This window comes from Streptomyces sp. SID13666, from assembly GCF_010548325.1.
Lineage (GTDB): Bacteria > Actinomycetota > Actinomycetes > Streptomycetales > Streptomycetaceae > Actinacidiphila > Actinacidiphila fildesensis.
Genome location: NZ_JAAGLX010000007.1, coordinates 192936 through 213995, shown reverse-complemented (window position 1 = coordinate 213995; position 21060 = coordinate 192936). Strand labels below are relative to the sequence as shown.

Sequence of the window (21060 nt, the reverse complement as noted above, 5' to 3'; positions counted from 1 at the left end):
TTCTGCTCGGATGCGCCTGTCGCCCGGACGCGCGTGCGGCGCTTGTCTCGACCTTAGAACGACCGAAGGGGACATATGGGACCGGGGTGGCCGCCGGGGAGTACCTTGACGGCGCCTTAACCCCTCCGGGTGACCCTCCGGACCCTCGCCGGCCGCAGGGTTCCCCGTTCATCAGGGGGCCGCGATGGGCCGCGGCAGCGTGCGACAAACCGCGTTCGCAGGACTGCCATACGGACGTAACGCCGGACCGTTGACCCGCCGCGCGCCGCCAGCGAGCATCGGCGCATGCCCTCCACCGACCGCCCGCCATGGCTCGTCGCCCTGCCGTCCGTGCCCGCGCCGGCCGCCGGCCGCGGCGGCGAGGGCCGCGCCACCGGGGCGGTGCTGCGGGCCGTGCTGCGGGGCGGTCCGGTGGCCAGGACCGCGCTGGCGCGGGACACCGGGCTGAGCCCGGCCGCCGTCTCCCGGCACACGGCCGAGCTGATCGGGCTCGGGCTGCTGCGCGAGCTGCCGCCGCCGGACGGTCCGCCACGGGCCGGCCGCCCCCAGGTGCCGGTGGACGTCGACCCCGCCCACCACGCCGTCTGCGGGGTGCACATCGCGCTGCCGCACACCACCTTCGCCGTGGCGGACCTGCGCGGGCGGGTGACGGCCCAGGAGCGGTTGCCGCACGACGGCTCGGTGGGCGACGTCCTGGGCGGGATCCGCGGCCATCTGCCCGGGTTCCTGCACCGGCACGCCGCCGGGCGTTCCGTGCTCGGCCTGGGTGTGGTGACCGGCGGCTGGGTGGACAGCGAACAGGGCATCGTCGTGGAGCACGCCCCGCTGGGCTGGCGGGACGTCCCCGTACGGAGCGTGCTGACCGCCGCGACCCGGCTACCGGTCCATGTCGACGGGCACGCACGGGCGCTGGCGCAGGCGGAGCTGATGTTCGGCGCGGGCGTGGGACGCGAGGAGCTGGTACAGCTCTTCGTCGGCAACGTGGTCGACGCGGCGATCGCGACGGGCGGCAGCGTCCTGCGCGGCCGCAGGTCGGGCGCGGGCGACGTCGCGCACCTGCCGCTCGGCGCTCCCGGACAGCGCTGCGCGTGCGGCCGTACCGGCTGCCTCCAGGAGGCGGTGTCCGAACTCAATCTGGCCCAGCGGGCCTTCGAGGCCGGCATCGTGCCGGTACCGGACTTCCGGCTGCTGCTGTCCCGGGCCCGCGACGGCCACGCGGGCGCGGTGCCGATGCTGCGCGAGCGGCTGCGCACGGTGGGCCGGGCGGCGGCCCTGCTGCTCGACGTCATCAACCCCGAGGTGCTGGTCGTCGCGGAGGCCGCGGCGGTGCACTTCCCCGAGCTGCTGCCCGATCTCTACGAGGAGGTCGCCGCGCACTCCCATCTGTGCACGGACCCCGAACGGGCCGTGGTCCCCACGAGTTTCGGGGAGCAGGTGCTCGCGGTCGCGGCCGGGGCGGTGGTGCTCGACGCGGTCTACCGGCGGCCGATGGAACTGCGTACGGCGCGGTCCGCGTAGCCGGTCCGGCGTCAGGGTTTCTTCCACCGCGTCGTTAATCATTGCCCGGCGGCCCGGGGTTCCGGAGAATCGACACATGGACGTGACAGGTAGGGCAGCGGCGCGCGACGCCGCCGGGCGGGAGGCGGTCAACGCCTTCCGTGCCCACCATTTCGCCGGTCTCGGCTGTCGTCCCACCGGCTCCACCGGCACCGCCGGTCGCGCCCACCTCGCCGGTCCTGCCGGCCGCACGCGCTGACCGAGCGGTCCCGCCTCCTGACGCCTGATCGCCGTCCTTCTCCGGACGCCTGAATTCCGCCCCTCCCCTGGCGTCTGATTTCCGTCGCCTTTTCCGCTCCCACAGGGGCCGGTTCTCCGGTCCGCGGTTCTCCGCGCCCTGTGGTGGCCGGTTACGCCCTGCCCACCATGCCCACCATGCCCACCCATGAGTTGGAGCTGCTCCGTCATGACCGCACCCGCCCAGACCGCACTCGACGTCGCCAAGGTCGCCGGGAACATCGGCGCCGAGATCAGCGGCGTGGACCTCGCCGCCGATCTCTCCGCCGGAACGATCGCGGAGATCCGCGCCGCGCTGCTGGAACACAAGGTCGTGTTCTTCCGCGGCCAGGACCTCGACCAGGCGGCGCACGAACGGTTCGCCCGCCGCTTCGGCACGCCGACCACCGCCCACCCGACCATTCCCGCGCTGGAGGGCTCACCCGCCGTCCTCGATCTCGACTACGGGCGCACCGCTGGACGCGCCAACCACTGGCACACCGACGTCACCTTCGTCCGGCACCCCCCGCTCGGCTCCATCCTGCGGGCGGTCACCATCCCGCCGTACGGCGGTGACACCGTGTGGGCCAACACTGCGGCCGCCTATACGCATCTCCCCTCCGAGCTGCGCGAACTCGCGGACCGGCTGTGGGCGGTGCACTCCAACAGCTACGACTACGCGGCCTACAAGCCGTCCGACGACACCGACGCCGCCCGCCGGCAGCGCGAGGTCTTCACCTCCACCGCGTACGAGACCGAGCACCCGGTGGTGCGGGTGCACCCCGAGACCGGTGAACGCTCCCTGGTGCTCGGCGGGTTCGTCCGCCGGTTCACCGGCTGGAACGGCGACGACTCCCGCGATCTGCTCCGGCTGCTGCAGTCGCACGTCACGGAGCTGGAGAACACCGTCCGGTGGCGCTGGGCACCGGGTGACGTGGCGTTCTGGGACAACCGCGCCACCCAGCACTACGCGGTGGCCGACTACGGAACCCTGCCGCGGCGGGTCCAGCGGATCACCCTCGCCGGTGACGCCCCGGTCGCCGTGGACGGCTCGCACAGCCGCGCGGTCACAGGTGACGACACCGCGTACAACACCGCCCTCGCCCAGCCCGGCGACGGGAAACGCTGATGCGCCCGCCCTCGTGGTCGCGGCTGCGACCACTCGCCGTCCCGCTCCTGGTCGCCCTCGTGCTGCCGCTGGCCGCCGCCTGCGGCGGAGCGTCCAGCGCCGCCGAGACGTCCGGCAGCGGCAAGGTCACCCTGCGGAGCGGTGACCAGGGACAGAGCGTGGCCACCACGCTCAAGGCGGCGGACGGCGGCTGAGCCCCGGTGCTCAGGCCGCCGGCTCAGCTCTCGTCGACGATCCGGCCGTCGCGCAGTTCGAGCACCCGGTCGGCCAGGGCCAGCAGCTGGGCGTCGTGGGTGGCGACGAGGGCGGTGACGCCCTCGCTGCGGACGACGGCGCGCAGCAGTTCCATGACGGCGAGGCCGGTCTCGGCGTCGAGCTGACCGGTCGGCTCGTCCGCGATGATCAGGACGGGCCGGTTGGCCAGGGCGCGGGCGATGGCGACCCGCTGCTGCTGGCCACCGGACAGCTCGCCGGGGCGCTGGGCCGCGTGGTCGGAGAGCCCGACGAGCGACAGCAGCAGCTCCACGCGCTCCTCGCGCTCGCGCGGCGGCACCTTGCGCAGCCGCATGGGGACGCCGACGTTCTCGGCGGCGGTGAGGATCGGGATCAGTCCGAAGGACTGGAAGACGAAGCCGATTCGGTCGCGGCGCAGCGCCAGCAGGCCGTTGTCGCCGAGCCCGGCGAGGTCGGTGCCGTCGAGCGTGATCCGGCCGCCGTCCGGCGAGTCCAGGCCGCCCACCAGGTTGAGGATGGTGGTCTTGCCGGAGCCGGATCGGCCCTTGAGGGCCACCAGCTCACCGCGCGGCACCCGGAAGGAGACACCGCGCAGCGCGTGCACGGCCGTCTCCCCGCTGCCGTAGGTGCGGCGAAGGTCCTCGACGACGACCATCTCCCCCGTCGCCGGCCCGTCCGCGACCGCCGTCCCCGCGTGCCCCGTCGACTGCTCGCTCATGCTCTGTCCCCCTCCTGACCCGGATCACCGGGCCACACCCCGTTGTGGTCGTTCCCGGCCGTGCGCCGCACCCGTCGGCCCCGGCCGCCGTACTGCTACTGCGTGTACGCGCTTGCCAGCTGGAGCCTATCCACCTGGTCAAGGATTTCCCGGCCCGGGCTCCCCCGGACATGGCGAAGGGCCGGATCCGTGATCATGGATCCGGCCCCTGGCCGTGGTCGGTCATCCGACGCACCGGTGGAACGGGGTGCGGCGGGTTCTAGGGCGTGTTTCGAAGGTCCCGCCTGGCCCACGACGCCTGGCACGCGCCCTAGTGGATCTGGGTGATCTCCGGGCCGCGGCGCAACGGGTCGAGCCCGTCGCCGAACTTCGGCCCCTCGGTCTCCTCCTGCGCGATGCCCTCGGGCACCATCTGGGCGTCGGTCGGCAGCTTCAGCACGATCGGGTCGCGCGGCGCCATGGGCGTCTCGCCGCGCACGACGACGGTGTCGCGGAAGACCGTCTCCAGCAGGCCCGCGGCCTCCGGCTGCACCGCTCCCTGGCCGGAGATGACCCCGCGCAGGAACCAGCGCGGGCCGTCACAGCCGATGAAGCGGACCAGCTGCACACCGTTCGTACCGTCCGGCAGCTGTACGGGCACCTGCGCGCGCAGCTCCCAGCCCAGCGAACCCTCGATCTCGTCGACGATGCCGCCCTGCTTGGTGATGCCGGACGCGATCTCGTCCCGGACCTCGCCCCAGATGCCCTCGGACTTCGGGGCGGCGAACGCCTGCAGCTGGACAGCGCTGTCGTTCAGCACCACGGTCGCGGCGACGATCGACTCACCGGCCACCTCGACGCGCAGCTCCATGCCCTCGACACCGGGCACGAACAGTCCGCCGAGGTCCACCCGGCCCTCGCCGGGCTGCTTGACCTCGCTCAGGTCCCAGGGCCCGTCGGGCCTGGGGGCGGGCGGAAGGTTGTACCGACCCGATTCGCCGGAGTCGTCGGACTCCCCGGCGTCTTCGGCGTCTTCGGCCAGCTCGTCCGGGCTCGCGCCCTCGAGCTCGTCGAGGGCGTCTTCGCGCTCCTTGCGACGACGACGGAACACGGTCACTGTCCTTCCCGGTCTGCAACGACCGAAGCGAATCCATTACTGGTCTGGCCGTCGGGGGCATCACCTACCGAGGCATGCCCCCCGGTGGAGCCGAAGCCCCCAGCGGCCCTGGCAGAACCGGGAAGTTCCGCGACCTCGTGGAAGCGGACCCGTTCGACCTGCTGGACGACCAGTTGGGCGATCCGGTCTCCCCGTTCGAACCGCACGCTCTCGCGTGGGTCCAGGTTGACCACGATCACCTTGATCTCCCCACGGTACCCGGCATCGACCGTTCCCGGGGCATTCACGAGGGTCACTCCGCACCTGGCCGCGAGGCCCGAGCGGGGGTGCACGAAGGCCGCATACCCGTCCGGCAGCGCGATGGACACGCCGGTGGGGAGCACCGTTCGTTCGCCGGGGGCGAGTTCCGCGGCCTGGGTGGTCACCAGGTCGGCTCCCGCGTCGCCGGGGTGCTCGTACGCCGGAATGGGCACCGAGTCGTCGAGACGGCGGATGAGAACGTCCACGGGACGCCGTGCCGCTTCACTCACGGGTTCACCTCGAAGGCGCGGGCGACCTTGACCTGGTCGGGGTCGGACATCGCGGCCTGGATCTCCTCGGGACGTCCGTTGTCCGTGAAGTGGTTGAGCTTCACTTCCAGGAACAGGGCCTCGGCGCGGACCGCGACCGGGCCGTCGGGGGCGCCGATCCGGCCCTCGGCGGTGCTGTAGATCTTCCGTCCGGCGACCGCGCGGCAGTGCGCCCGCAGATACAGGGTGGTGCCGACGGGCACCGGGCGGACGAAGTCCGTCTCCAGCCGGCCGGTCACCGCGATGACCTGCAGCAGCCAGTTCAGCGAGCCGAGCGTCTCGTCCAGCGCCGAGGCCAGCACGCCGCCGTGCGCGAGGCCCGGCGCGCCCTGGTGGGCGGTCTGTACGGTGAATTCCGCGGTGACGCTCACGCCATCACCCGCACGGGATTCCAGGTGCAGTCCGTGCGGCTGACCCTCGCCGCAGCCGAAACACTGGTCGTAGTGCGCCCCGAGCAGTTCGCCGGGCGCGGGCGCACCGGGATGCCGTACGGGCAGGCCTGCGTCTGGCGGCGGCTTCAGGCCCGGCCGGCCAGGGCTCTCGGATGCGGTAGCTCCACTCACGCCCGAGACCCTACCCTCCTGCGGGATCCTTTCCCGTCGGCCGTCCGTTGACCCGTACCGGCTTCCACCCCACCTTGACCGGAGCGCACATGAGTCCCAAGTCCGTCGTCGTCACCGGAGCCGGCCGAGGCATCGGCCTCGCCGTCACCCTCGAGCTCGCGCACGCCGGATTCGACGTGATCGGCACGGTGCGGACGCCGGAGAAGGCCGAGACGCTGCGGGCGGTGGTGGAACGTACGGGGGCGGCGGTGCGGACGGTACTGCTGGACGTGGCCGACGCGACGTCGTGCGTCCAGGCGTTCACGGAGATCGCGATGATGACGGACGGCGGCCCCTGGGCGGTGGTCAACAACGCGGGTTTCGCCCAGCCGGGTGCCGTCGAGGACGTGGGCGACGAGCAGGTGCGGCGCCAGCTGGAGACGAACCTGATCGCCCCGGCCCGTATCGCCCGGCTGGTGCTGCCGGCGATGCGGGAGCGCCGGGACGGCCGGATCGTCAACATCTCGTCGGTCGCCGGCCGGGTCTCGCTGCCGATGCTGGGCTGGTACTGCGCCAGCAAGCAGGGCCTGGAGTCGGTGACGGACGCGCTGCGCATGGAGACCGAGTCCTTCGGTGTGAAGGTCGTGCTGATCGAGCCGGGCTCGCACCGCACCGGGATCTGGGAGCAGGGCGCGGAGCTGCTGCCGGCCGAGCGGACCTCGGCCTACCGCGACCAGTACTCCGGCGCCGACCAGCTGGTGCGCGACGCCCGGACGCTGCCCGGTCCGCGTCCGGTGGCCCTGGCGGTCCTCAAGGCGCTGAACGCCCGGCGCCCGCTGCCGCGGTACCTGGTGGGCGGCGGCGCCCGCTCCGCGGCGGCCCTGGACGTGCTGGCGCCGACCGTCGCGACGGACTGGGCCAAGCAGCTCGCGAGCGGTCTGCGGGCCGCCCCGCCGCGGGTGGCGCGGGCGGTGGACCGGCTGCGCGGGAAGTGACCGGCCGGGCGGTGGACGGCCGGAAAGCGTCTGCCAAGCTGGGTGCCATGCAGCCCTACGACGAACGCCTCACCGTCCCGCGCTCCTGGTGGCTCCTGGCTCTGGGGGCGGGAGTCTCCGCCGCGCTGATCCTTTTCCCCTTCGGGGTGCTGCCGATGCTGGCGGGTCTGGCCGGCGGGACCGCGCTGGCGGCGATGGGCCTGAGTTCGTACGGTTCGGCGCGGATCCGGGTGGTGGCCGGCTCGCTGGTCGCCGGCGAGGCGAAGATCCCGGTCGCGGCGCTGGGCGAGGCGACGGTGCTGGACCCGGCGGAGACGATCGCCTGGCGCGGGCGGAAGGCCAACCCGCGCGCCTTCATGCTGCTGCGCAGCTACGTGCCGACCGCGCTCAAGGTGGAGATCACGGACCCGGCGGACCCGACGCCGTATGTCTATCTGTCGACGCGCTCCCCGGAGCGCCTGGCACAGGCCCTGGAGGCCGTCAGAGCTCGATAGCGGGAGGCGGGGGAGCCTGGGGCAGCTCGGGGCCGGGCAGCGCGTCCCAGGGGATCTGAGCGGCACGCAGGTCCTTTCGGACTTTCTCCGCGAGCCTCTTGGTGTCGCGCCGGTTCATCGTGGCGCCGACGGCCGCGCCGATCATGAACGGGGTCAGCGTCGGCAGGTTCCGCACCGTGCGCTTGATGAGCTGCTGGCGCAGCTCCCGCTTCATCTTGCCGCCGAGTGCGACGTTGAGCGAGGACAGCCTGAGCACGTCGATGCCGCGCTGCTCGGTCCACGACCACAGGTAGGCGGTCGCGCGCTCCCGTACGGTGCCGGCCGCACGGAGCCCGTAGACCTCGTGCAGCTCGGCGATGAGCTTGTACTCGACCGCCGCGACGCCGAGCGTCTCCGCGGCCAGCTCCGCCGGCATGGCGGGCGGGGTCGGCAGCATCGCCGCCGCTCCCACGCCTGCTCCGACGGTCATGGTGCCCTTGACGGCACCGGCGATGAGTTTGTCCGCGATGTCCTCGGGACCCAGACCCGGGAACTGCTTGCGCAGTGTGTCCAGGTCGCGCACGGGGATGCGCGGGGCCGCGTCGACGAGCCGCTCGGCGAGCGAGCCCATACCGACCCGCGCGCCCCTGCCGCCCTTCCTGGCCCCGCTCTTCACCCCGCGCCCTATGGCGGCCGCGAGCGAGGCCGCACGGCCCCGCTCGTCGTCCTCCCGGCCCTCAGGCGAGCCCTTCACGGCTACCCGCTGCCTCAGGCCGCGCAGTCGCGGCAGATCGGGTCGCCGTTCTTCGCCTCGCCGGCCAGCTGGCTGCGGTGGTGCACCAGGAAGCAGGTCATGCAGGTGAACTCGTCCGCCTGCCGGGGAAGCACCCGGACCGAAAGCTCCTCGTTGGAGAGGTCGGCGCCGGGCAGCTCCAGGGACTCGGCCTGGTCGAACTCGTCGACGTCCACAGCGGACGTGGACTTCTCGTTCCGGCGAGCCTTCAGTTCCTCGATGCTGTCCTCATTGACGTCATCGTCAGTCTTGCGTGGTGTGTCGTAATCCGTTGCCATGTGTCGCTCTCCCCCTCTGGGTATCTGCTGGTGTCTGCGCACGTAACGCGCGGGAGGCCGGACTTGTGCCCGACCTGAGGCGGAGATTTTGCCTCACATCAAGGCCTGTTACTCAATCGACACCCAACGTCACCCCGGATGAGGTGATCGTGGCAGTGGCCGATCAGGACCTGTTCCGGTCTGAAAGTCGCACATCACTCGTGCCAACACGTGTACTTCCCGTGATCATGACCAGCGGAAACATGGATTTTCCGGTCTTTTTTCGGTCGTAGTGATCACGCAGGGTAGGCAGGACCGGAAATCCAGGTGTGATCAATCACACCAGCTCCCCTCGATTCACAGACCGCGAAATTACTCGCAAAGCGAACATGATCCGACCCTCACGAGGGGTTCTGCGGCCCTCGGAAGACTCTTCGGAAGACTTCGGCCGACCATGGCGGACCCTGCCGCCGGGTCCGCCGCCGGGTTCGCGGTCAGAGCGGGATCACCACCCGCATGACCAGGCCACCGCCCTCCCTCGGCTCCGCCGAGATGAAGCCGCCGTGAGCGCGCGCCACGGAGCGCGCGATGGACAGCCCCAGGCCCACGCCCTTGTCGCTGCCCGTTCGCTCCGTACGGAGCCGGCGGAAGGGCTCGAAGAGGTTGTCCACCTCGTAGGCGGGCACCACCGGGCCGGTGTTCGTCACTATCAGCAGGGCCTGGCCCGCCTCGGTGCCGGTCGTCACCTCGACCCAGCCGTCGGCCGTGTTGTACCGGACGGCGTTCTGCACCAGGTTCAGCGCGATCCGCTCCAGCAGCACGCCGTTGCCCTGCACCACCGCCGGCCCGAGCTCGCTGCGCAGCTCCACGCCCTTGGCCTGCGCCTCGGCGCGGGTCTGGTCGAGGGCCTGGGAGGCCGCCTCCGCGACGTCCACCGGCTTGCGGTGCACGATCTCGTTGTCGCTGCGGGCGAGCAGCAGCAGGCCCTCCACGAGCTGCTCACTGCGCTCGTTGGTGGCGAGCAGAGTCTTGCCGAGCTGCTGGAGGTCGGCCGACGCCTCCGGGTCGGCCAGCTGCACCTCCAGGAGCGTGCGGTTGATCGCCAGTGGCGTCCGCAGTTCGTGCGACGCGTTGGCCACGAAGCGGCGCTGCGCGTCGAAGGACCGCTCCAGCCGGTCGAGCATGTCGTCGAAGGTGTCGGCGAGCTCCTTGAGCTCGTCGTCCGGTCCGTCGAGCTCGATCCGGCGCTTGAGGTCGGAGCTGACCACGCCGCGCGCGGTGCGGGTGATCCTGCCCAGCGGCGAGAGCACCCGCCCGGCCATCACGTAGCCGAAGGCGAAGGCGACCACGGTCAGCCCTATGAGGGCCATCAGCGAGCGCCTGAGCAGCGTGTTGAGCGCCAGCTCGCGCTGGTGCTGCATGCAGATGTTCAGCGCGGCGTTGAACTGGTCGATGGTGCTGCTGCCGCTGCTGCTCTGCAGATTGGGACACGCGTCCGTCGGCTGCACATTGGCGCCCAGCAGCCGGAAGGGCAGCTCCATGCCCTGGTGCAGCGCCTGTGCGGCCAGCAGGTAGTTGATCCACAGCAGCAGGACGCCCGCGATCAGGAACATGCCGCCGTACAGGACCGTCAGCCGTATCCGGATCGTCGGCCGCAGCCACGGGGGCGGCGCCTCGGCCGGCAGCAGGTCCCAGCCGGGGCGGCGGGGAGCGGCCCGGTCGGCGGGTGGCCGGGGGGGGGGCGGGGGCGGGGCGGAGGAAGTGGTCACGCCGGTCAGATCCGGTATCCGGAGCCCGGCACGGTGACGATCACCGGGGGCTCGCCGAGCTTGCGGCGCAGCGTCATGACCGTCACCCGCACCACGTTCGTGAACGGGTCGGTGTTCTCGTCCCACGCCTTCTCCAGGAGCTGCTCGGCGGAGACCACCGAGCCCTCGCTGCGCATCAGCACCTCCAGCACCGCGAACTCCTTCGGCGCCAGATGCACCTCGGCGCCGTCCCGGAAGACCTCCCGGCGGTTGGGGTCGAGCTTGATGCCGGACCGCTCCAGGACCGGCGGCAGGGCCGTGGTCGTCCGGCGGCCCAGCGCGCGGACCCGTGCGGTCAGCTCGCTGAACGCGAAGGGCTTGGGGAGATAGTCGTCGGCGCCCAGTTCCAGCCCCTCCACCCGGTCGCTCACATCGCCGGCGGCGGTGAGCATCAGCACCCGGGTCGGCATCCCCAGCCCGACGATCTGCCGGCAGACGTCGTCACCGTGGACGACCGGAAGGTCACGGTCGAGGACCACGACGTCGTAGTCGTTCACCCCGATCCGCTCCAGGGCGGCGCCACCGTCGTACACGACGTCGACGGCCATGGCCTCGCGGCGAAGTCCGGTGGCAACCGCATCGGCGAGCAGTTGCTCGTCCTCGACGACCAGTACGCGCAAGGCGCTGTTCCTTCCGTGAGCAGTACGAATGTGCTCCCATCCTGCACCGGACGGCCGTAAACCGGCGGTAAGTGGCGACCGGACCGGAATTCGTCGTCTGCTCGAGGTTTCCTCGTCGCCGGGCCCGGGGAAGACCCGTCGTACACCCACCAACCAAGCCCCGACGCGCTTCCCGCCGCGCCGTTATGGGCTTTGACACACCCCGTGTCAACGACGACGACGACGAGGGGGCGCCAGCTGATGGACGCATTCACCACCGGAATCCTGCAGCGGATACACAGCACTGAATCCGACCTCCACCACGCCCGTGAGGCCGGCGACGAGTTCCTTGCCGAGGTCGAACAGGGCGAGCTCGACGATCTGCGGCGCCTGGCCGCGGAACACGGCGTGCACATCCAGTCCAAGGTCGCCTGACCAGTACGCCTGACCAGTACGCCCGGCCGGGCCGCCAGGCCACGGCCCCCGAACCGGAACGGCAGAGCAGCAGCCGTCGGCACGCCCCGGACACCTCCCTGGTGCCGGGGCGCTTCCGTGCCCGCTGCCGCACCCGGACGGGCGTGCGGCAGTGGGCGGTCGTCAGCCGAGCGGTCAGACGGAGTGGTAGCCGAGGACGTCGACCACCAGGTCGATGTTCCCGCCGCTGCCGTTGAAGAACGAGATCTTGCCGTCCCCGATCGGGACGACGACCTGGTTCGGGACCGTCTGGCCGGCGATCCAGTTGATGTTGGAGGCCACCGGCTTCTGCTGCCCGTGCGGGTACACCGTCAGAAAGCCCGGGGCGCCCGTGCCGGTCACCGTCACGTTGAGCGTGAGCGACGTGGCATCGGAGGTCTGGTAGCAGTTGAGGGCGACATCGAGCGTCCCGCCGGGCGGGATGACGGCGGCCGGGCGGCTCTGGTCGGTGCAGTCGCTCGGGTCGGCCTTACGGGTGTCCAGCACCCGGAAGGGCGTCTCGGCGTGGAAGGTGTTGTGTCCCTGGTCGCTGTAGTAGCCGGCCACGTCCGCGATGACCTGCACCGTGCCAGAGCCGGTGCCCCCGCTGTAGAAGGACACCTTGCCGTCCACCACGGGGACCGTCACCAGGTTGGCGACGGTCCTGCCCGGCGCCCAGTTGAGGTTCGAGGCGACCGGACGGGTCGCGCCGTGCGGGTACACCGTCAGGAAGCCGTAGGCGGTCGGCGCGGTCGTCGTCACGTTCAGCGTCACCGCGGTGACGCCGGTCGCCGGGACGCCGTTGGTACCCGCGATCTGGAGCTCGACGGAGCCGCCGGAGCGGACCGCGCCCTGCGGCGCGCCCGTGCCGTTCCTGGTGTCCATCGCCCGGGTGGGGCCGGCGGTGGTGAAGACGCTTCCCTTGGCGCTGTAGTAGCCCGCCAGGTCGGCGATCACATCGGTGGTGCCCTGACCACCGCGCTGGATGGTGATCCGGCCGTTGTCGTCCACCGGAACGGTCACCAGGTTGGCGACGGTGTCGCCCGCCGCCCAGTTGAGGTTCGAGGCGATCGGCTTCGAATAGGTCGGGTAGACGGCCAGAAAGCCCGCGCCGGTGGTACCGGTGGCGGTGACGTTCAGGGTCACCGCGGTGACGCCGGTGGCCGGCACCCCGTTCCGGCCGGTCACCTGAAGCTGCATGGAGACGGCCGTCGGCAGCTGCGTGGCGTCACCGTGCGACGAGCGGGTGTCCAGCAGACGCGTCGGCCCCTGCGGGGTGTAGAGGCTGCCGACGTCCAGCCACTCCCGGGCACCCCGGTCCCGGTGGCCGCCGCCGCTGTTCGGCGTCAGCGGGTCGTCCACCGCCTTGTTGCCCTGGGAGTCGACGTCGAGCATCCCGGGGGCGGTGATGTCCGCCGAGTCGATGGCCGGCAGCGGCTTGGCGTGCTTGTCGCCCTTCCAGGGGACGAGCGGATCGGCGAAGAAGTCGTGCGTGCCCTGGCCGGTCGCGGACCTGAAGGCCGGCTGGTACCCGTACGCGGTGCCCGCCCAGTTGTACGCCGACCGGCCGTCGATCGTGCTGAGGACGTTGTAGTCCGTCTTCGTTCCGGTGACGGAGCCCGGGGCCACGGTCAGGCGGGTGGGGTGCTCCGAGAAGCACTCGAAGGAGTCCCAGCCGGGCACGTCGGTCGGCGCGATGACGTTGTTCGCGATCGTCGCACCGGAGGAGGCCCCGGCCAGCACGATGCCGTCGTGGCAACGGCTGAAGACGGAGTTGCCCACCACGACCGCGCCGGGTGAGTCCGTGACGGAGATCCCGTCGCCGTCATACGCGTTCACGTGGTTCGTGGTCAGCACGGCGCCCTTGACACCGGGGTCCACCACGATGCCGGGACCGCTGATGACGTCGAGGTTCAGGCGCCCGACGGTGACCTTCTCGGAGGTGCCGAGCACGTGGACGGCGGCCGTGGCGGCCCCGGTCACCCATCCGCTGACGTACGACACGTCCGAGGAGTTCTCGATCCGCACCCCCTCGTCGACGGCGGCGAAGTTGAGGCTCTTGATCCGGATGTGCTGGGCGCCGCTGATCGTCAGCCCGCGGGCCGTACCGCCGGCGTCGCGCTTGCCGATGGTGGCCGAGTAGTAGGCGCTGGACCACACCCCGGATGAGGACACGGGGTCCCCGACGAGAGTGATCGGGGCGGCCTCCGTGCCCGACTTGGTGAGATTGACCTGCTCGGGATAGGTCCCCTGCGGCGCGATGTGCACCGTCTGGCCGGGCTGCACCGCGGCGACCGCGGCGGAGACGGTGCAGAACGGCTTGGCCTCCAGGCCGGAGCCGGTGTCCGTGCAGTGCGCGGACGCCGCGTTGTTGACGTACAGGTTGGCCGGAGCGGCGGCCGCGGCCGGCTGCAGGACGACCGGAAGGGCGACCGCCCCCAGCAGTGCGGCGGCGCCCCACGCGCCTATGCGAATGTTGATGATTCCCCCATGAACGATGCTGAACGGCCCCCCTTGAGCCGCTCGGCGATCATTTCACAGGGCCCTGACACAGCACCCGGAGCGCCCTTCCCGCGAGCGCTGCCCGACCCGCTGCCGCCCGCGGACGGCCGTGCCGGTCCAGGTCAGTCGAGCCAGGCTCCCAGGTCCTCCAGCAGGCTCTGGAGCGCCTCGAAGAGGCCGGGTCCCGCGGCGACGGTCAGCTCGTTCGAGGGAGCCTGCCCGGGGCGCCCGCCGGTGCGGACGCCCGCCTCCCGGGCGAAGAGGGCGCCGGCCGCGAAGTCCCAGGGATTCAGGCCGCGCTCGTAGTACGCGTCCAGCCGTCCGCAGCCCACGTCGCAGAGGTCGATCGCGGCGGATCCGCCGCGCCGGATGTCGCGCACCTTCGGCAGCAGGGTGCGCAGCACCTCCGCCTGCGTCACCCGGCGGTCGGTGAGGTAGCTGAAGCCGGTGCCGACCAGCGCGTGCGCGAACTCGGGCACCGGGCGCGGCCGGGCCGGGGTGTCGTTGACGAAGGCGCCCTGCCCGAGCACCGCCCGGTAGGTCTCGCCGCGCATCGGGGCCGCGACGACCCCCACCACCGTCTCGCCGTCCACCTCGGCCGCGATGCTCACGGACCAGGAGGGCAACCCGTACAGGTAGTTGACGGTGCCGTCGAGCGGATCGACGACCCATCGCACCCCGCTGGTGCCCGGGCTCTCGGTGCCCTCCTCGCCGAGGAAGCCGTCCTGGGGACGGTGCTTCGCGATCAGTTCGGTGATCAGCTTCTCGGCGGCGATGTCCATCTCGGTGACGACGTCGATCGGGCTCGACTTGGTGGCCGCCACCCCGAGGTCGGCCGGCCGGCCGGTGCGCAGCAGTTCGCCCGCCTTGTGGGCGGCTTCCAGCGCGATCTCCAGCAGTTCGGTGCTCACGGCTCTCCTCAGTCGGTGCCCGCGACAGCGGGCTGGGGGCTCCGGGACGGGCAGCAGCCCGCCGGGCAGACGTCGTGGCTCGGACCGAGCGAGCCCAGCGCGCAGGGCCGCGGTGCCAGGCCGCGCTCGCTCGCCGCGCGCTCCAGGACCAGGTCGCGTACGGCGGCGGCGAACCGGGGGTCGGCGCCCACGGTCGCGGCCCGCGCGACCGGCAGCCCCAGTTCGGCGGCCTTGGCGGCCGCCTCGGTGTCGAGGTCGTACTTGACCTCCATGTGGTCGGAGACGAAGCCGATCGGCACCATGACGACGGCGGGCACGCCGCCCTCGTGCAGCTCCGCGAGGTGGTCGCAGATGTCCGGCTCCAGCCACGGGATGTGCGGGGCGCCGCTGCGCGACTGGTAGACGAGCTGCCAGGGGTGCTCGGTGCCGGTCGCCTCCCGTACCGCGTCGGCGATCACCCGGGCGGTGTCCAGGTGCTGCGCCACGTAGGCGCCGCCGTTCCCGTGGCCCTCCACCGGGCCCGAGGTGTCGGCGGCGGCGGTCGGGATGGAGTGCGTGGTGAACGCCAGACGGGCGCCGGCCCTGACCTCGACGGGCAGTTCGCCGAGCGCGGTGAGGACCGCGTCGGTCATGGGTTCCACGAAGCCGGGGTGGTTGAAGTAGTGCCGCAGCTTGTCCACGCTCGGCACCGGCCGGCCCTCGGCCGCGAGCTCGGCGAGGGCGCCGGCCAGGTTCTCCCGGTACTGGCGGCAGCCGGAGTAGGAGGCGTAGGCGCTGGTGGCGAGCACCAGGATGCGGCGGTGCCCGTCGTCGGTCATCTCGCGCAGCGTGTCGACCAGGTAGGGCGCCCAGTTGCGGTTGCCCCAGTAGACCGGCAGGGCGAGGCCGTGCTCGCCGAAGTCCTTGCGCAGAGCGTCGAGCAGCTCGCGGTTCTGCGCGTTGATCGGGCTGACCCCGCCGAACAGGAAGTAGTGCTGCCCGACCTCCTTGAGCCGCTCCCGCGGGATGCCCCGGCCGCGGGTGACGTTCTCCAGGAACGGGACGACGTCGTCGGGTCCCTCGGGGCCGCCGAAGGACAGCAGGAGCAGCGCGTCATAGGGCACGGCCGCGGGACCGGCCTCGTTGTGATCGGACATGGGTCCGATCCTGCCACTGGTGCCCGGCGTCCAGAAAAGCGATTGCCCTGCCACGTAACCTGTGGAGGACAGTCACAAGCCTTACCGACGCCGGCGAAGACGCCGTGGAGTGCCCGTGTCCAGCCCGTATCGCGCGATCTTCGCAGCACCTGGAACCAAGGGTTTCTCGGCCGCCGGTTTCATCGGCCGGCTGCCGCTGTCGATGCTGGGCATCGGCATCGTGACGATGATCTCCCAGGTCACCGGCCGCTACGGGCTGGCGGGCGCGCTCTCCGCGACGCTCGCGATGTCCGGCGCCGTGATGGGCCCGCAGGTGTCCCGGCTCGTCGACCGCTACGGGCAGCGCCGCGTGCTGCGCCCGGCGGCCGGGGTCACCGTGATGGCGGTGGCGGGGCTGCTGCTGTGCGTCGTGTGGGACGCGCCGGACTGGACGCTCTTCGTCTTCGCCGTCATGGCGGGCGCCACTCCGAGTCTGGGCGCGATGGTCCGGGCCCGCTGGGCGGTGATCCACCACGGCACCCCCGCGATGCACACCGCGTACTCCTTCGAGTCGGTGGTCGACGAGGTCTGCTTCATCGTCGGCCCGATCCTGTCGATCGGGCTGTGCACCGTCTGGTTCCCCGAGGCCGGCCCGCTGCTCGCGGCGGTCTTCCTCGCGATCGGCACGTTCCTGCTGACCGCTCAGCGCTCGACGGAACCGGTCCCGCACCCCACGGCCTCCCACGCGGGCGGCTCGGCGCTGCGCTCCCCCGGCCTCCAGGTGCTGGTGACCACCTTCGCCTGCACCGGCGCGATCTTCGGCTCGGTCGAGGTCACGACGGTGGCCTTCGCCGACGAGCTGGGCCACAAGGCCGCGGCCAGCCTGGTCCTCGCGGTGTACGCGTTCGGCTCCTGCGTCGCGGGGCTGGCCTTCGGGCTGCTCCGGCTGAAGGGGCCCGCCTTCCGGGGCTTCCTGGTGGGTGTGTGCGTGATGGCTGTGAGTATGATCCCGCTCCTACTGGTCGGAAACTTGTGGTTCCTGGCCGTAGCGCTGTTCGCCGCGGGCCTGTCCATCGCACCGACGATGGTCATCACCATGGCCCTGGTCGAACAGCTGGTACCGCGTGCGAAGCTGACCGAAGGCATGACCTGGGTGAGCACAGGCATCACGGTCGGCGTGGCTCTCGGAGCCTCGGTGTCCGGGTGGGTGATCGACTCGTCGGGGGCGGAGGCGGCGTTCGCGGTACCGGCCGCCGCCGGGGCACTCGCCGTGGTGGTGGCGGTCCTGGGGTTCCGCCGGCTGCGGCCGGCGCCGGAGCAGGAGGGGGCGCGTACGTATGAGCACGACGAGCACGATGAACGGAACCGCCGAGAAGGCGTGGCGTAACTGGGCGGGGAACGTCACCTCCCAGCCGCGGCGCAGTGTGTCGCCGGCCTCGGTGGACGAGCTGTCCGCCGCCGTTCGCCAGGCCGCCCAGGACGGGCTGACGGCGAAGGCCGTGGGCACCGGGCACTCGTTCACCGCCGCGGCCGCCACCGGTGGGGTCCTCATCCGGCCGGACCGGCTGGCGGCGATCCGGGAGATCGACCGCGAGCGCGGCACGATCACCGTGGAGGCGGGGGTTCCGCTCCACCAGCTGAACGCGGCGCTGGCCGCCGAGGGCCTGTCGTTGACCAATATGGGCGACATCATGGAGCAGACGGTGGCGGGCGCCACCAGTACCGGCACCCATGGCACCGGCCGTGACTCGGGGTCGATATCCGCCCAGATCAAGGGCCTGGAACTGGTGCTGGCCGACGGCTCGGTGCTGACCTGCTCGGCGGACGAGAACGCCGATGTCTTCGCGGCGGCCCGGCTCGGGCTCGGCGCCCTCGGGGTGATCAGCGCGATCACGTTCGCGGTCGAACCGCTGTTCCTGCTCACCGCCCGCGAGGAGCCGATGGGCTTCGACCGGGTCATGGCGGAGTTCGACCAGCTGACGACGGAGAACGAGCACTTCGAGTTCTACTGGTTCCCGCACACCGACAGCTGCAACACCAAGCGCAACAACCGCAGTCAGGGCCCGGCCGCCCCGCTCTCCCCCGTCAAGGGCTGGATCGACGACGAGCTGCTCTCCAACGGTCTGTTCCAGGCCGCCTGTTCGCTCGGAAAGGCCGCTCCCGGCACCATCCCCGGCATCGCGAAGGTCTCCAGCCGCGCGCTGTCGGCCCGTACGTACACCGATATCGCGTACAAGGTCTTCACCAGTCCGCGCCGGGTGCGGTTCGTGGAGATGGAGTACGCCGTGCCGCGCGAGGCCGCGGTCGGGGCGATCCGCGAGCTCAAGGCGATGGTCGAGTCGTCGGGGCTGCGGATCAGCTTCCCGGTGGAGGTGCGGATCGCGCCCGCCGACGACATCACCCTGTCCACCGCCTCCGGCCGCGACAGCGCGTACATCGCCGTCCACATGTACCGGGGCAGCCGCTACCAGGAGTACTTCACCGCGGCCGAAAAGATCATGACCGCGCACGAGGGCCGGCCGCACTGGGGCAAGGTCCACACCCGTGACGCGGAGTACTTCTCCGGGGTATATCCGCTCTTCGGCGAGTTCACCGCCCTGCGCGACCGGCTGGATCCGCAGCGGCTCTTCGGCAACGACTACCTGCGGCGGGTGCTCGGCGCGTAGGACCGCTCAAGGTCCCCGGCGCTCAGTTCTGCGTCCCGGCGCCCGCGGCGGCCCCCTGGGCGCCGCCCTGGGCGCCGGGAGGCGGTCTGCCGCCCGCCCCGCCCTTGCCGTCGTCCGAGGACTGGCCGGGGTCCGGGGTCGGCGAGGTGCTGGTGCTCGGGCTGCCGCCCGAGGACGGGGAACCGCTGGGATCTGGCGTCGGCGAGCCGCTGCCGCTCCCCGAGGGGGTCGGTGACGGCGACGAGGACTCCGAAGGAGTCGTCGACGATCCGGGCGAGGGGGTGTCCCCGGGGGTGCCGGCCGGATCGGAGGCCGGGGCACTCGGCCGGTCGGCCGGCGGCCGGTGGTGCGATCCGCCGCCGTCGAAGACCGCCGTGACCGACGGCTCCGATCCGGTGGCCAGCTCGATCGAGGTGACGGTGCCCATCGCCAGCACGAAGACGACCACGGCGCCGATCGCCGACTTGCGCCAGCCGCGCTTGGTCGTGCCGTGCACGGTCGCCTCGCCGTACTCCCCGTCGGGGATCCCGTCCTCGCCCGGTGGCGGCAGCTCCTCCAGCAGCCGGGTGGAGCCCGCCTCCGGGTCCGTCCCCGGGACGGAGACCGGCAGGTGCCGGGTGGACACCGTGCGGATCTGCTCGCCGGTGCGCCGGAAGAAGTGCTGGAAGACCGTGCCGCCCGCGGTGGCCACGATGCTGACCACGCCGGCGCCGATGATCGTCCCGTACACACCGAGCTGCGACGCCAGCAGTGCCGCGGTCACGGCCGCCAGCGCACTGCCCGCCACTTGGGGGACGCTCAGGTCCAGCCGTCCCCGCTGGGACGTTTCCTCGCGCTCGTCCTTTTCGTCCATATCCATACCTGGGTAGCCGATCTCATCCTCCTTGCACAGAGAAGAGACATATGGGCGAAGGCAGTAGTTCCACTTGCAGGCATTCTGTGAGCCTCGCCACTCAACTCCCTTGTCGCGGGAGAACTTCGGCAGCGCCGCAACCCACCCCAGTGGCCCGAATGGAGTACTGTGGCGAATCCTGGCTCCGGCTTCCCGTCCGGTTGCCCGGACCAACGGGAGGGGAGCCCGGAGGCGGTGCTCATCCCGGGGTGCCGCGTTTGGTCACTCTGAGTGGTCAACTGGTCACCGTCCCATAACGGCGAGTCACGGCACCTGCCCGACACGCCGGGTAACCCTGCAAGGTTGTGGCGTGCCGCACCTGGGCAGGCCACACTCGTCCAACGGGAGCAGCGACGCACGTGACGTCGGCAGGCACCACCCGGGAGGTTCCCATGCCCGAACTGCGTGTCGTGGCCGTCAGCAACGACGGCACACGACTGGTGCTCAAGGCTGCAGACAGCACGGAATACTCGCTCCCCATCGACGAGCGACTCCGGGCAGCGGTACGCAATGACCGTGCCCGCCTCGGCCAGATCGAGGTCGAGAGCCACCTGCGGCCAAGGGACATCCAGGCACGGATACGAGCCGGAGCCTCAGCGGAAGAGGTCGCCCAGACCGCCGGTATTCCGGTGGAACGGGTCCGCCGCTTCGAGGGTCCGGTGCTCGCCGAGCGCGCCTTCATGGCCGAGCGGGCCAGGAAGACCCCGGTGCGGCGGCACGGCGAGAGCGCCGGACCGCAGCTCGGTGAAGCGGTCGCGGAGCGGCTGCTGCTGCGCGGCGCCGAGAAGGAGACCGTTCTCTGGGACTCCTGGCGGCGCGACGACGGCACGTGGGAAGTCCTGCTGGTCTACCGGGTGGCCGGTGAACCGCACTCCGCGAGCTGGACGTACGACCCGCCCCGGCGGCTCGTCCAGGCCGTGGACGACGAGGCACGGGCGCTGATCGGCGAGACCACCCAGCAGGAGACCCTGGAGACCCAGGACTCCAAGGAGCCGCCGAGCTTCCCCTTCGTGCCGCGGATCGCCCGGCTGCCCAGGGACCGCCCGCTGGACCGGGCGCTCGACCGGCAGCTGGAACGGCCCGACCGGCCGCAGGAGCGCAGTGCCGAACGTGCCGAGGAGGACCGGGACTCGCTGACCAGCCTGCTGGAGGCGGTGCCGAGCTTCCGCGGCGACATGGTCGTACCGTCACCGCCGTCCGCGCCCCCGGAGACCGCTCCGGCGGAGCAGCCGGAGGAGCCGGCGGCCGAGGAGGCCGCTCCGCCCGCGGCGAGCACGGGTGCGGGCTCCGCTTACGCGGACGTCCTGATGCCGCGGGCCGTCGCGGGCCACCGCGACCGGCTGGTCGGCACCACGGACCGGCAGGCCGAGGCGGACGGTGTCCGGCCGGGACGCCGGGCGACGGTGCCCAGCTGGGACGAGATCGTCTTCGGCAGCCGCCGCAAGAAGCAGGAGTAACCGCAGAAATCGACGGTAAGGGGCGGCGCACCTGGTGCGCCGCCCCTTACCTGTTCGCCCTACCCCTGTCCGGGGCCC

Annotated in this window: 22 protein-coding genes; 10 read left to right on the top strand and 12 right to left on the bottom strand. The window is 71.8% G+C overall.

Annotated elements, in window-relative coordinates; all coding sequences use genetic code 11:
* Positions 1–285 precede the first annotated feature (285 nt).
* The 4 genes from G3I60_RS13695 to G3I60_RS13680 all read left to right on the top strand — a co-directional run bounded on the left by G3I60_RS13695 (position 286) and on the right by G3I60_RS13680 (position 3096).
* Positions 286–1518, top strand: coding sequence for an ROK family transcriptional regulator (locus G3I60_RS13695; protein ID WP_164607170.1), 1233 nt, complete (start codon positions 286–288; stop codon positions 1516–1518).
* Between the two features lie 76 nt (positions 1519–1594).
* Positions 1595–1756: a hypothetical protein gene (locus G3I60_RS13690; protein WP_164293676.1), complete on the top strand. Its 162-nt coding sequence runs from the start codon at positions 1595–1597 to the stop codon at positions 1754–1756.
* 207 nt (positions 1757–1963) lie between these two features.
* A complete protein-coding gene (locus tag G3I60_RS13685) occupies positions 1964–2902 on the top strand; it encodes a TauD/TfdA family dioxygenase (RefSeq protein WP_164293675.1) in 939 nt (312 codons plus the stop codon).
* Positions 2902–3096 carry a hypothetical protein gene (locus G3I60_RS13680; RefSeq protein WP_164293674.1) on the top strand — a complete coding sequence of 65 codons (195 nt, stop codon included), beginning with the start codon at positions 2902–2904 and terminating at the stop codon, positions 3094–3096. The genes G3I60_RS13685 and G3I60_RS13680 overlap by 1 nt, the downstream gene beginning before the upstream one ends.
* Positions 3097–3119: 23 nt before the next feature.
* On the opposite strand, the gene G3I60_RS13675 is transcribed toward G3I60_RS13680, so the two are convergent.
* From G3I60_RS13675 to G3I60_RS13660, 4 genes are all read right to left on the bottom strand, one after another.
* On the bottom strand, positions 3120–3854 hold the full coding sequence (locus tag G3I60_RS13675) for an ABC transporter ATP-binding protein (RefSeq protein ID WP_138356510.1): 735 nt from the start codon (positions 3852–3854) through the stop codon (positions 3120–3122).
* Positions 3855–4164: 310 nt separating this feature from the next.
* A complete protein-coding gene (locus tag G3I60_RS13670) occupies positions 4165–4944 on the bottom strand; it encodes a DUF3710 domain-containing protein (protein ID WP_138356508.1) in 780 nt (259 codons plus the stop codon).
* Positions 4945–4946: 2 nt separating this feature from the next.
* Entirely contained in the window at positions 4947–5480 is a 534-nt protein-coding gene (gene dut / locus G3I60_RS13665; RefSeq protein ID WP_138356507.1) for a dUTP diphosphatase, read from the bottom strand.
* A complete protein-coding gene (locus tag G3I60_RS13660; protein ID WP_138356506.1) occupies positions 5477–6082 on the bottom strand; it encodes a PaaI family thioesterase in 606 nt (201 codons plus the stop codon). Before G3I60_RS13660 ends, dut begins: the two co-directional genes overlap by 4 nt.
* Positions 6083–6171: 89 nt before the next feature.
* Here G3I60_RS13660 and G3I60_RS13655 point away from each other — a divergent pair, with 89 nt between their 5' ends.
* Together G3I60_RS13655 and G3I60_RS13650 are read left to right on the top strand one after the other, a co-directional pair.
* On the top strand, positions 6172–7056 hold the full coding sequence (locus G3I60_RS13655; protein WP_164293673.1) for an SDR family oxidoreductase: 885 nt from the start codon (positions 6172–6174) through the stop codon (positions 7054–7056).
* 47 nt (positions 7057–7103) lie between these two features.
* Complete coding sequence (locus G3I60_RS13650; RefSeq protein ID WP_138356504.1) at positions 7104–7550, top strand: DUF3093 domain-containing protein; 447 nt, start codon at positions 7104–7106, stop codon at positions 7548–7550.
* Here the strand turns inward: G3I60_RS13650 and G3I60_RS13645 are convergent.
* The 4 genes from G3I60_RS13645 to G3I60_RS13630 form a co-directional block, all read right to left on the bottom strand.
* Positions 7537–8283, bottom strand: coding sequence for a hypothetical protein (locus G3I60_RS13645; protein WP_343240968.1), 747 nt, complete (start codon positions 8281–8283; stop codon positions 7537–7539). The genes G3I60_RS13650 and G3I60_RS13645 overlap by 14 nt on opposite strands.
* A gap of 14 nt (positions 8284–8297) precedes the next feature.
* Positions 8298–8600 carry a DUF4193 domain-containing protein gene (locus G3I60_RS13640; protein WP_138356502.1) on the bottom strand — a complete coding sequence of 101 codons (303 nt, stop codon included), beginning with the start codon at positions 8598–8600 and terminating at the stop codon, positions 8298–8300.
* A gap of 473 nt (positions 8601–9073) precedes the next feature.
* Positions 9074–10267 (bottom strand): HAMP domain-containing sensor histidine kinase, encoded by a 1194-nt coding sequence (locus G3I60_RS13635; RefSeq protein WP_164293704.1) that lies wholly within the window; start codon positions 10265–10267, stop codon positions 9074–9076.
* 86 nt (positions 10268–10353) lie between these two features.
* Positions 10354–11007 (bottom strand): response regulator transcription factor, encoded by a 654-nt coding sequence (locus G3I60_RS13630; RefSeq protein ID WP_138357505.1) that lies wholly within the window; start codon positions 11005–11007, stop codon positions 10354–10356.
* Positions 11008–11247: 240 nt separating this feature from the next.
* Between G3I60_RS13630 and G3I60_RS44565 the strand changes: the two genes are divergently transcribed.
* Positions 11248–11421, top strand: coding sequence for a hypothetical protein (locus tag G3I60_RS44565; protein ID WP_187145045.1), 174 nt, complete (start codon positions 11248–11250; stop codon positions 11419–11421).
* A 174-nt stretch (positions 11422–11595) separates the two neighbouring features.
* Here G3I60_RS44565 and G3I60_RS45395 read toward each other — a convergent pair whose 3' ends face one another.
* The 3 genes from G3I60_RS45395 to G3I60_RS13615 all read right to left on the bottom strand — a co-directional run bounded on the left by G3I60_RS45395 (position 11596) and on the right by G3I60_RS13615 (position 15988).
* Positions 11596–13821, bottom strand: a complete 2226-nt coding sequence (locus G3I60_RS45395; RefSeq protein ID WP_275405902.1) for a right-handed parallel beta-helix repeat-containing protein — start codon at positions 13819–13821, stop codon at positions 11596–11598.
* Positions 13822–14063: 242 nt separating this feature from the next.
* Positions 14064–14852, bottom strand: a complete 789-nt coding sequence (locus G3I60_RS13620) for an inositol monophosphatase family protein (protein ID WP_343240966.1) — start codon at positions 14850–14852, stop codon at positions 14064–14066.
* A gap of 8 nt (positions 14853–14860) precedes the next feature.
* Positions 14861–15988, bottom strand: coding sequence for a ferrochelatase (locus G3I60_RS13615; protein WP_164293672.1), 1128 nt, complete (start codon positions 15986–15988; stop codon positions 14861–14863).
* A 115-nt stretch (positions 15989–16103) separates the two neighbouring features.
* On the opposite strand from G3I60_RS13615, the gene G3I60_RS13610 reads away from it, so the two are divergent.
* The gene (locus G3I60_RS13610) at positions 16104–17354 is read left to right on the top strand and encodes an MFS transporter (RefSeq protein WP_164293671.1); all 1251 of its coding nucleotides are present in this window, start codon (positions 16104–16106) and stop codon (positions 17352–17354) included.
* Positions 17305–18633 (top strand): D-arabinono-1,4-lactone oxidase, encoded by a 1329-nt coding sequence (locus tag G3I60_RS13605; RefSeq protein WP_164293670.1) that lies wholly within the window; start codon positions 17305–17307, stop codon positions 18631–18633. Before G3I60_RS13610 ends, G3I60_RS13605 begins: the two co-directional genes overlap by 50 nt.
* A gap of 22 nt (positions 18634–18655) precedes the next feature.
* On the opposite strand, the gene G3I60_RS13600 is transcribed toward G3I60_RS13605, so the two are convergent.
* Positions 18656–19486, bottom strand: a complete 831-nt coding sequence (locus tag G3I60_RS13600) for a hypothetical protein (protein ID WP_239069789.1) — start codon at positions 19484–19486, stop codon at positions 18656–18658.
* 431 nt (positions 19487–19917) lie between these two features.
* Here G3I60_RS13600 and sepH point away from each other — a divergent pair, with 431 nt between their 5' ends.
* A complete protein-coding gene (gene sepH / locus G3I60_RS13595) occupies positions 19918–20982 on the top strand; it encodes a septation protein SepH (protein WP_164293668.1) in 1065 nt (354 codons plus the stop codon).
* The last annotated feature ends 78 nt before the right edge of the window (positions 20983–21060 follow it).

Coding starts and splice junctions, on each gene's coding strand:
- G3I60_RS13640 (WP_138356502.1), bottom strand. CDS start 8,600: ATGGCAACGGATTACGACACACCACGCAAGACTGACGATGACGTCAAT.
- G3I60_RS13650 (WP_138356504.1), top strand. CDS start 7,104: ATGCAGCCCTACGACGAACGCCTCACCGTCCCGCGCTCCTGGTGGCTC.
- G3I60_RS13680 (WP_164293674.1), top strand. CDS start 2,902: ATGCGCCCGCCCTCGTGGTCGCGGCTGCGACCACTCGCCGTCCCGCTC.
- sepH (WP_164293668.1), top strand. CDS start 19,918: ATGCCCGAACTGCGTGTCGTGGCCGTCAGCAACGACGGCACACGACTG.
- G3I60_RS13605 (WP_164293670.1), top strand. CDS start 17,305: ATGAGCACGACGAGCACGATGAACGGAACCGCCGAGAAGGCGTGGCGT.
- G3I60_RS13685 (WP_164293675.1), top strand. CDS start 1,964: ATGACCGCACCCGCCCAGACCGCACTCGACGTCGCCAAGGTCGCCGGG.
- G3I60_RS13695 (WP_164607170.1), top strand. CDS start 286: ATGCCCTCCACCGACCGCCCGCCATGGCTCGTCGCCCTGCCGTCCGTG.
- G3I60_RS44565 (WP_187145045.1), top strand. CDS start 11,248: ATGGACGCATTCACCACCGGAATCCTGCAGCGGATACACAGCACTGAA.
- G3I60_RS13615 (WP_164293672.1), bottom strand. CDS start 15,988: ATGTCCGATCACAACGAGGCCGGTCCCGCGGCCGTGCCCTATGACGCG.
- G3I60_RS13600 (WP_239069789.1), bottom strand. CDS start 19,486: ATGGACGAAAAGGACGAGCGCGAGGAAACGTCCCAGCGGGGACGGCTG.
- G3I60_RS13675 (WP_138356510.1), bottom strand. CDS start 3,854: ATGAGCGAGCAGTCGACGGGGCACGCGGGGACGGCGGTCGCGGACGGG.
- G3I60_RS13655 (WP_164293673.1), top strand. CDS start 6,172: ATGAGTCCCAAGTCCGTCGTCGTCACCGGAGCCGGCCGAGGCATCGGC.
- G3I60_RS13690 (WP_164293676.1), top strand. CDS start 1,595: ATGGACGTGACAGGTAGGGCAGCGGCGCGCGACGCCGCCGGGCGGGAG.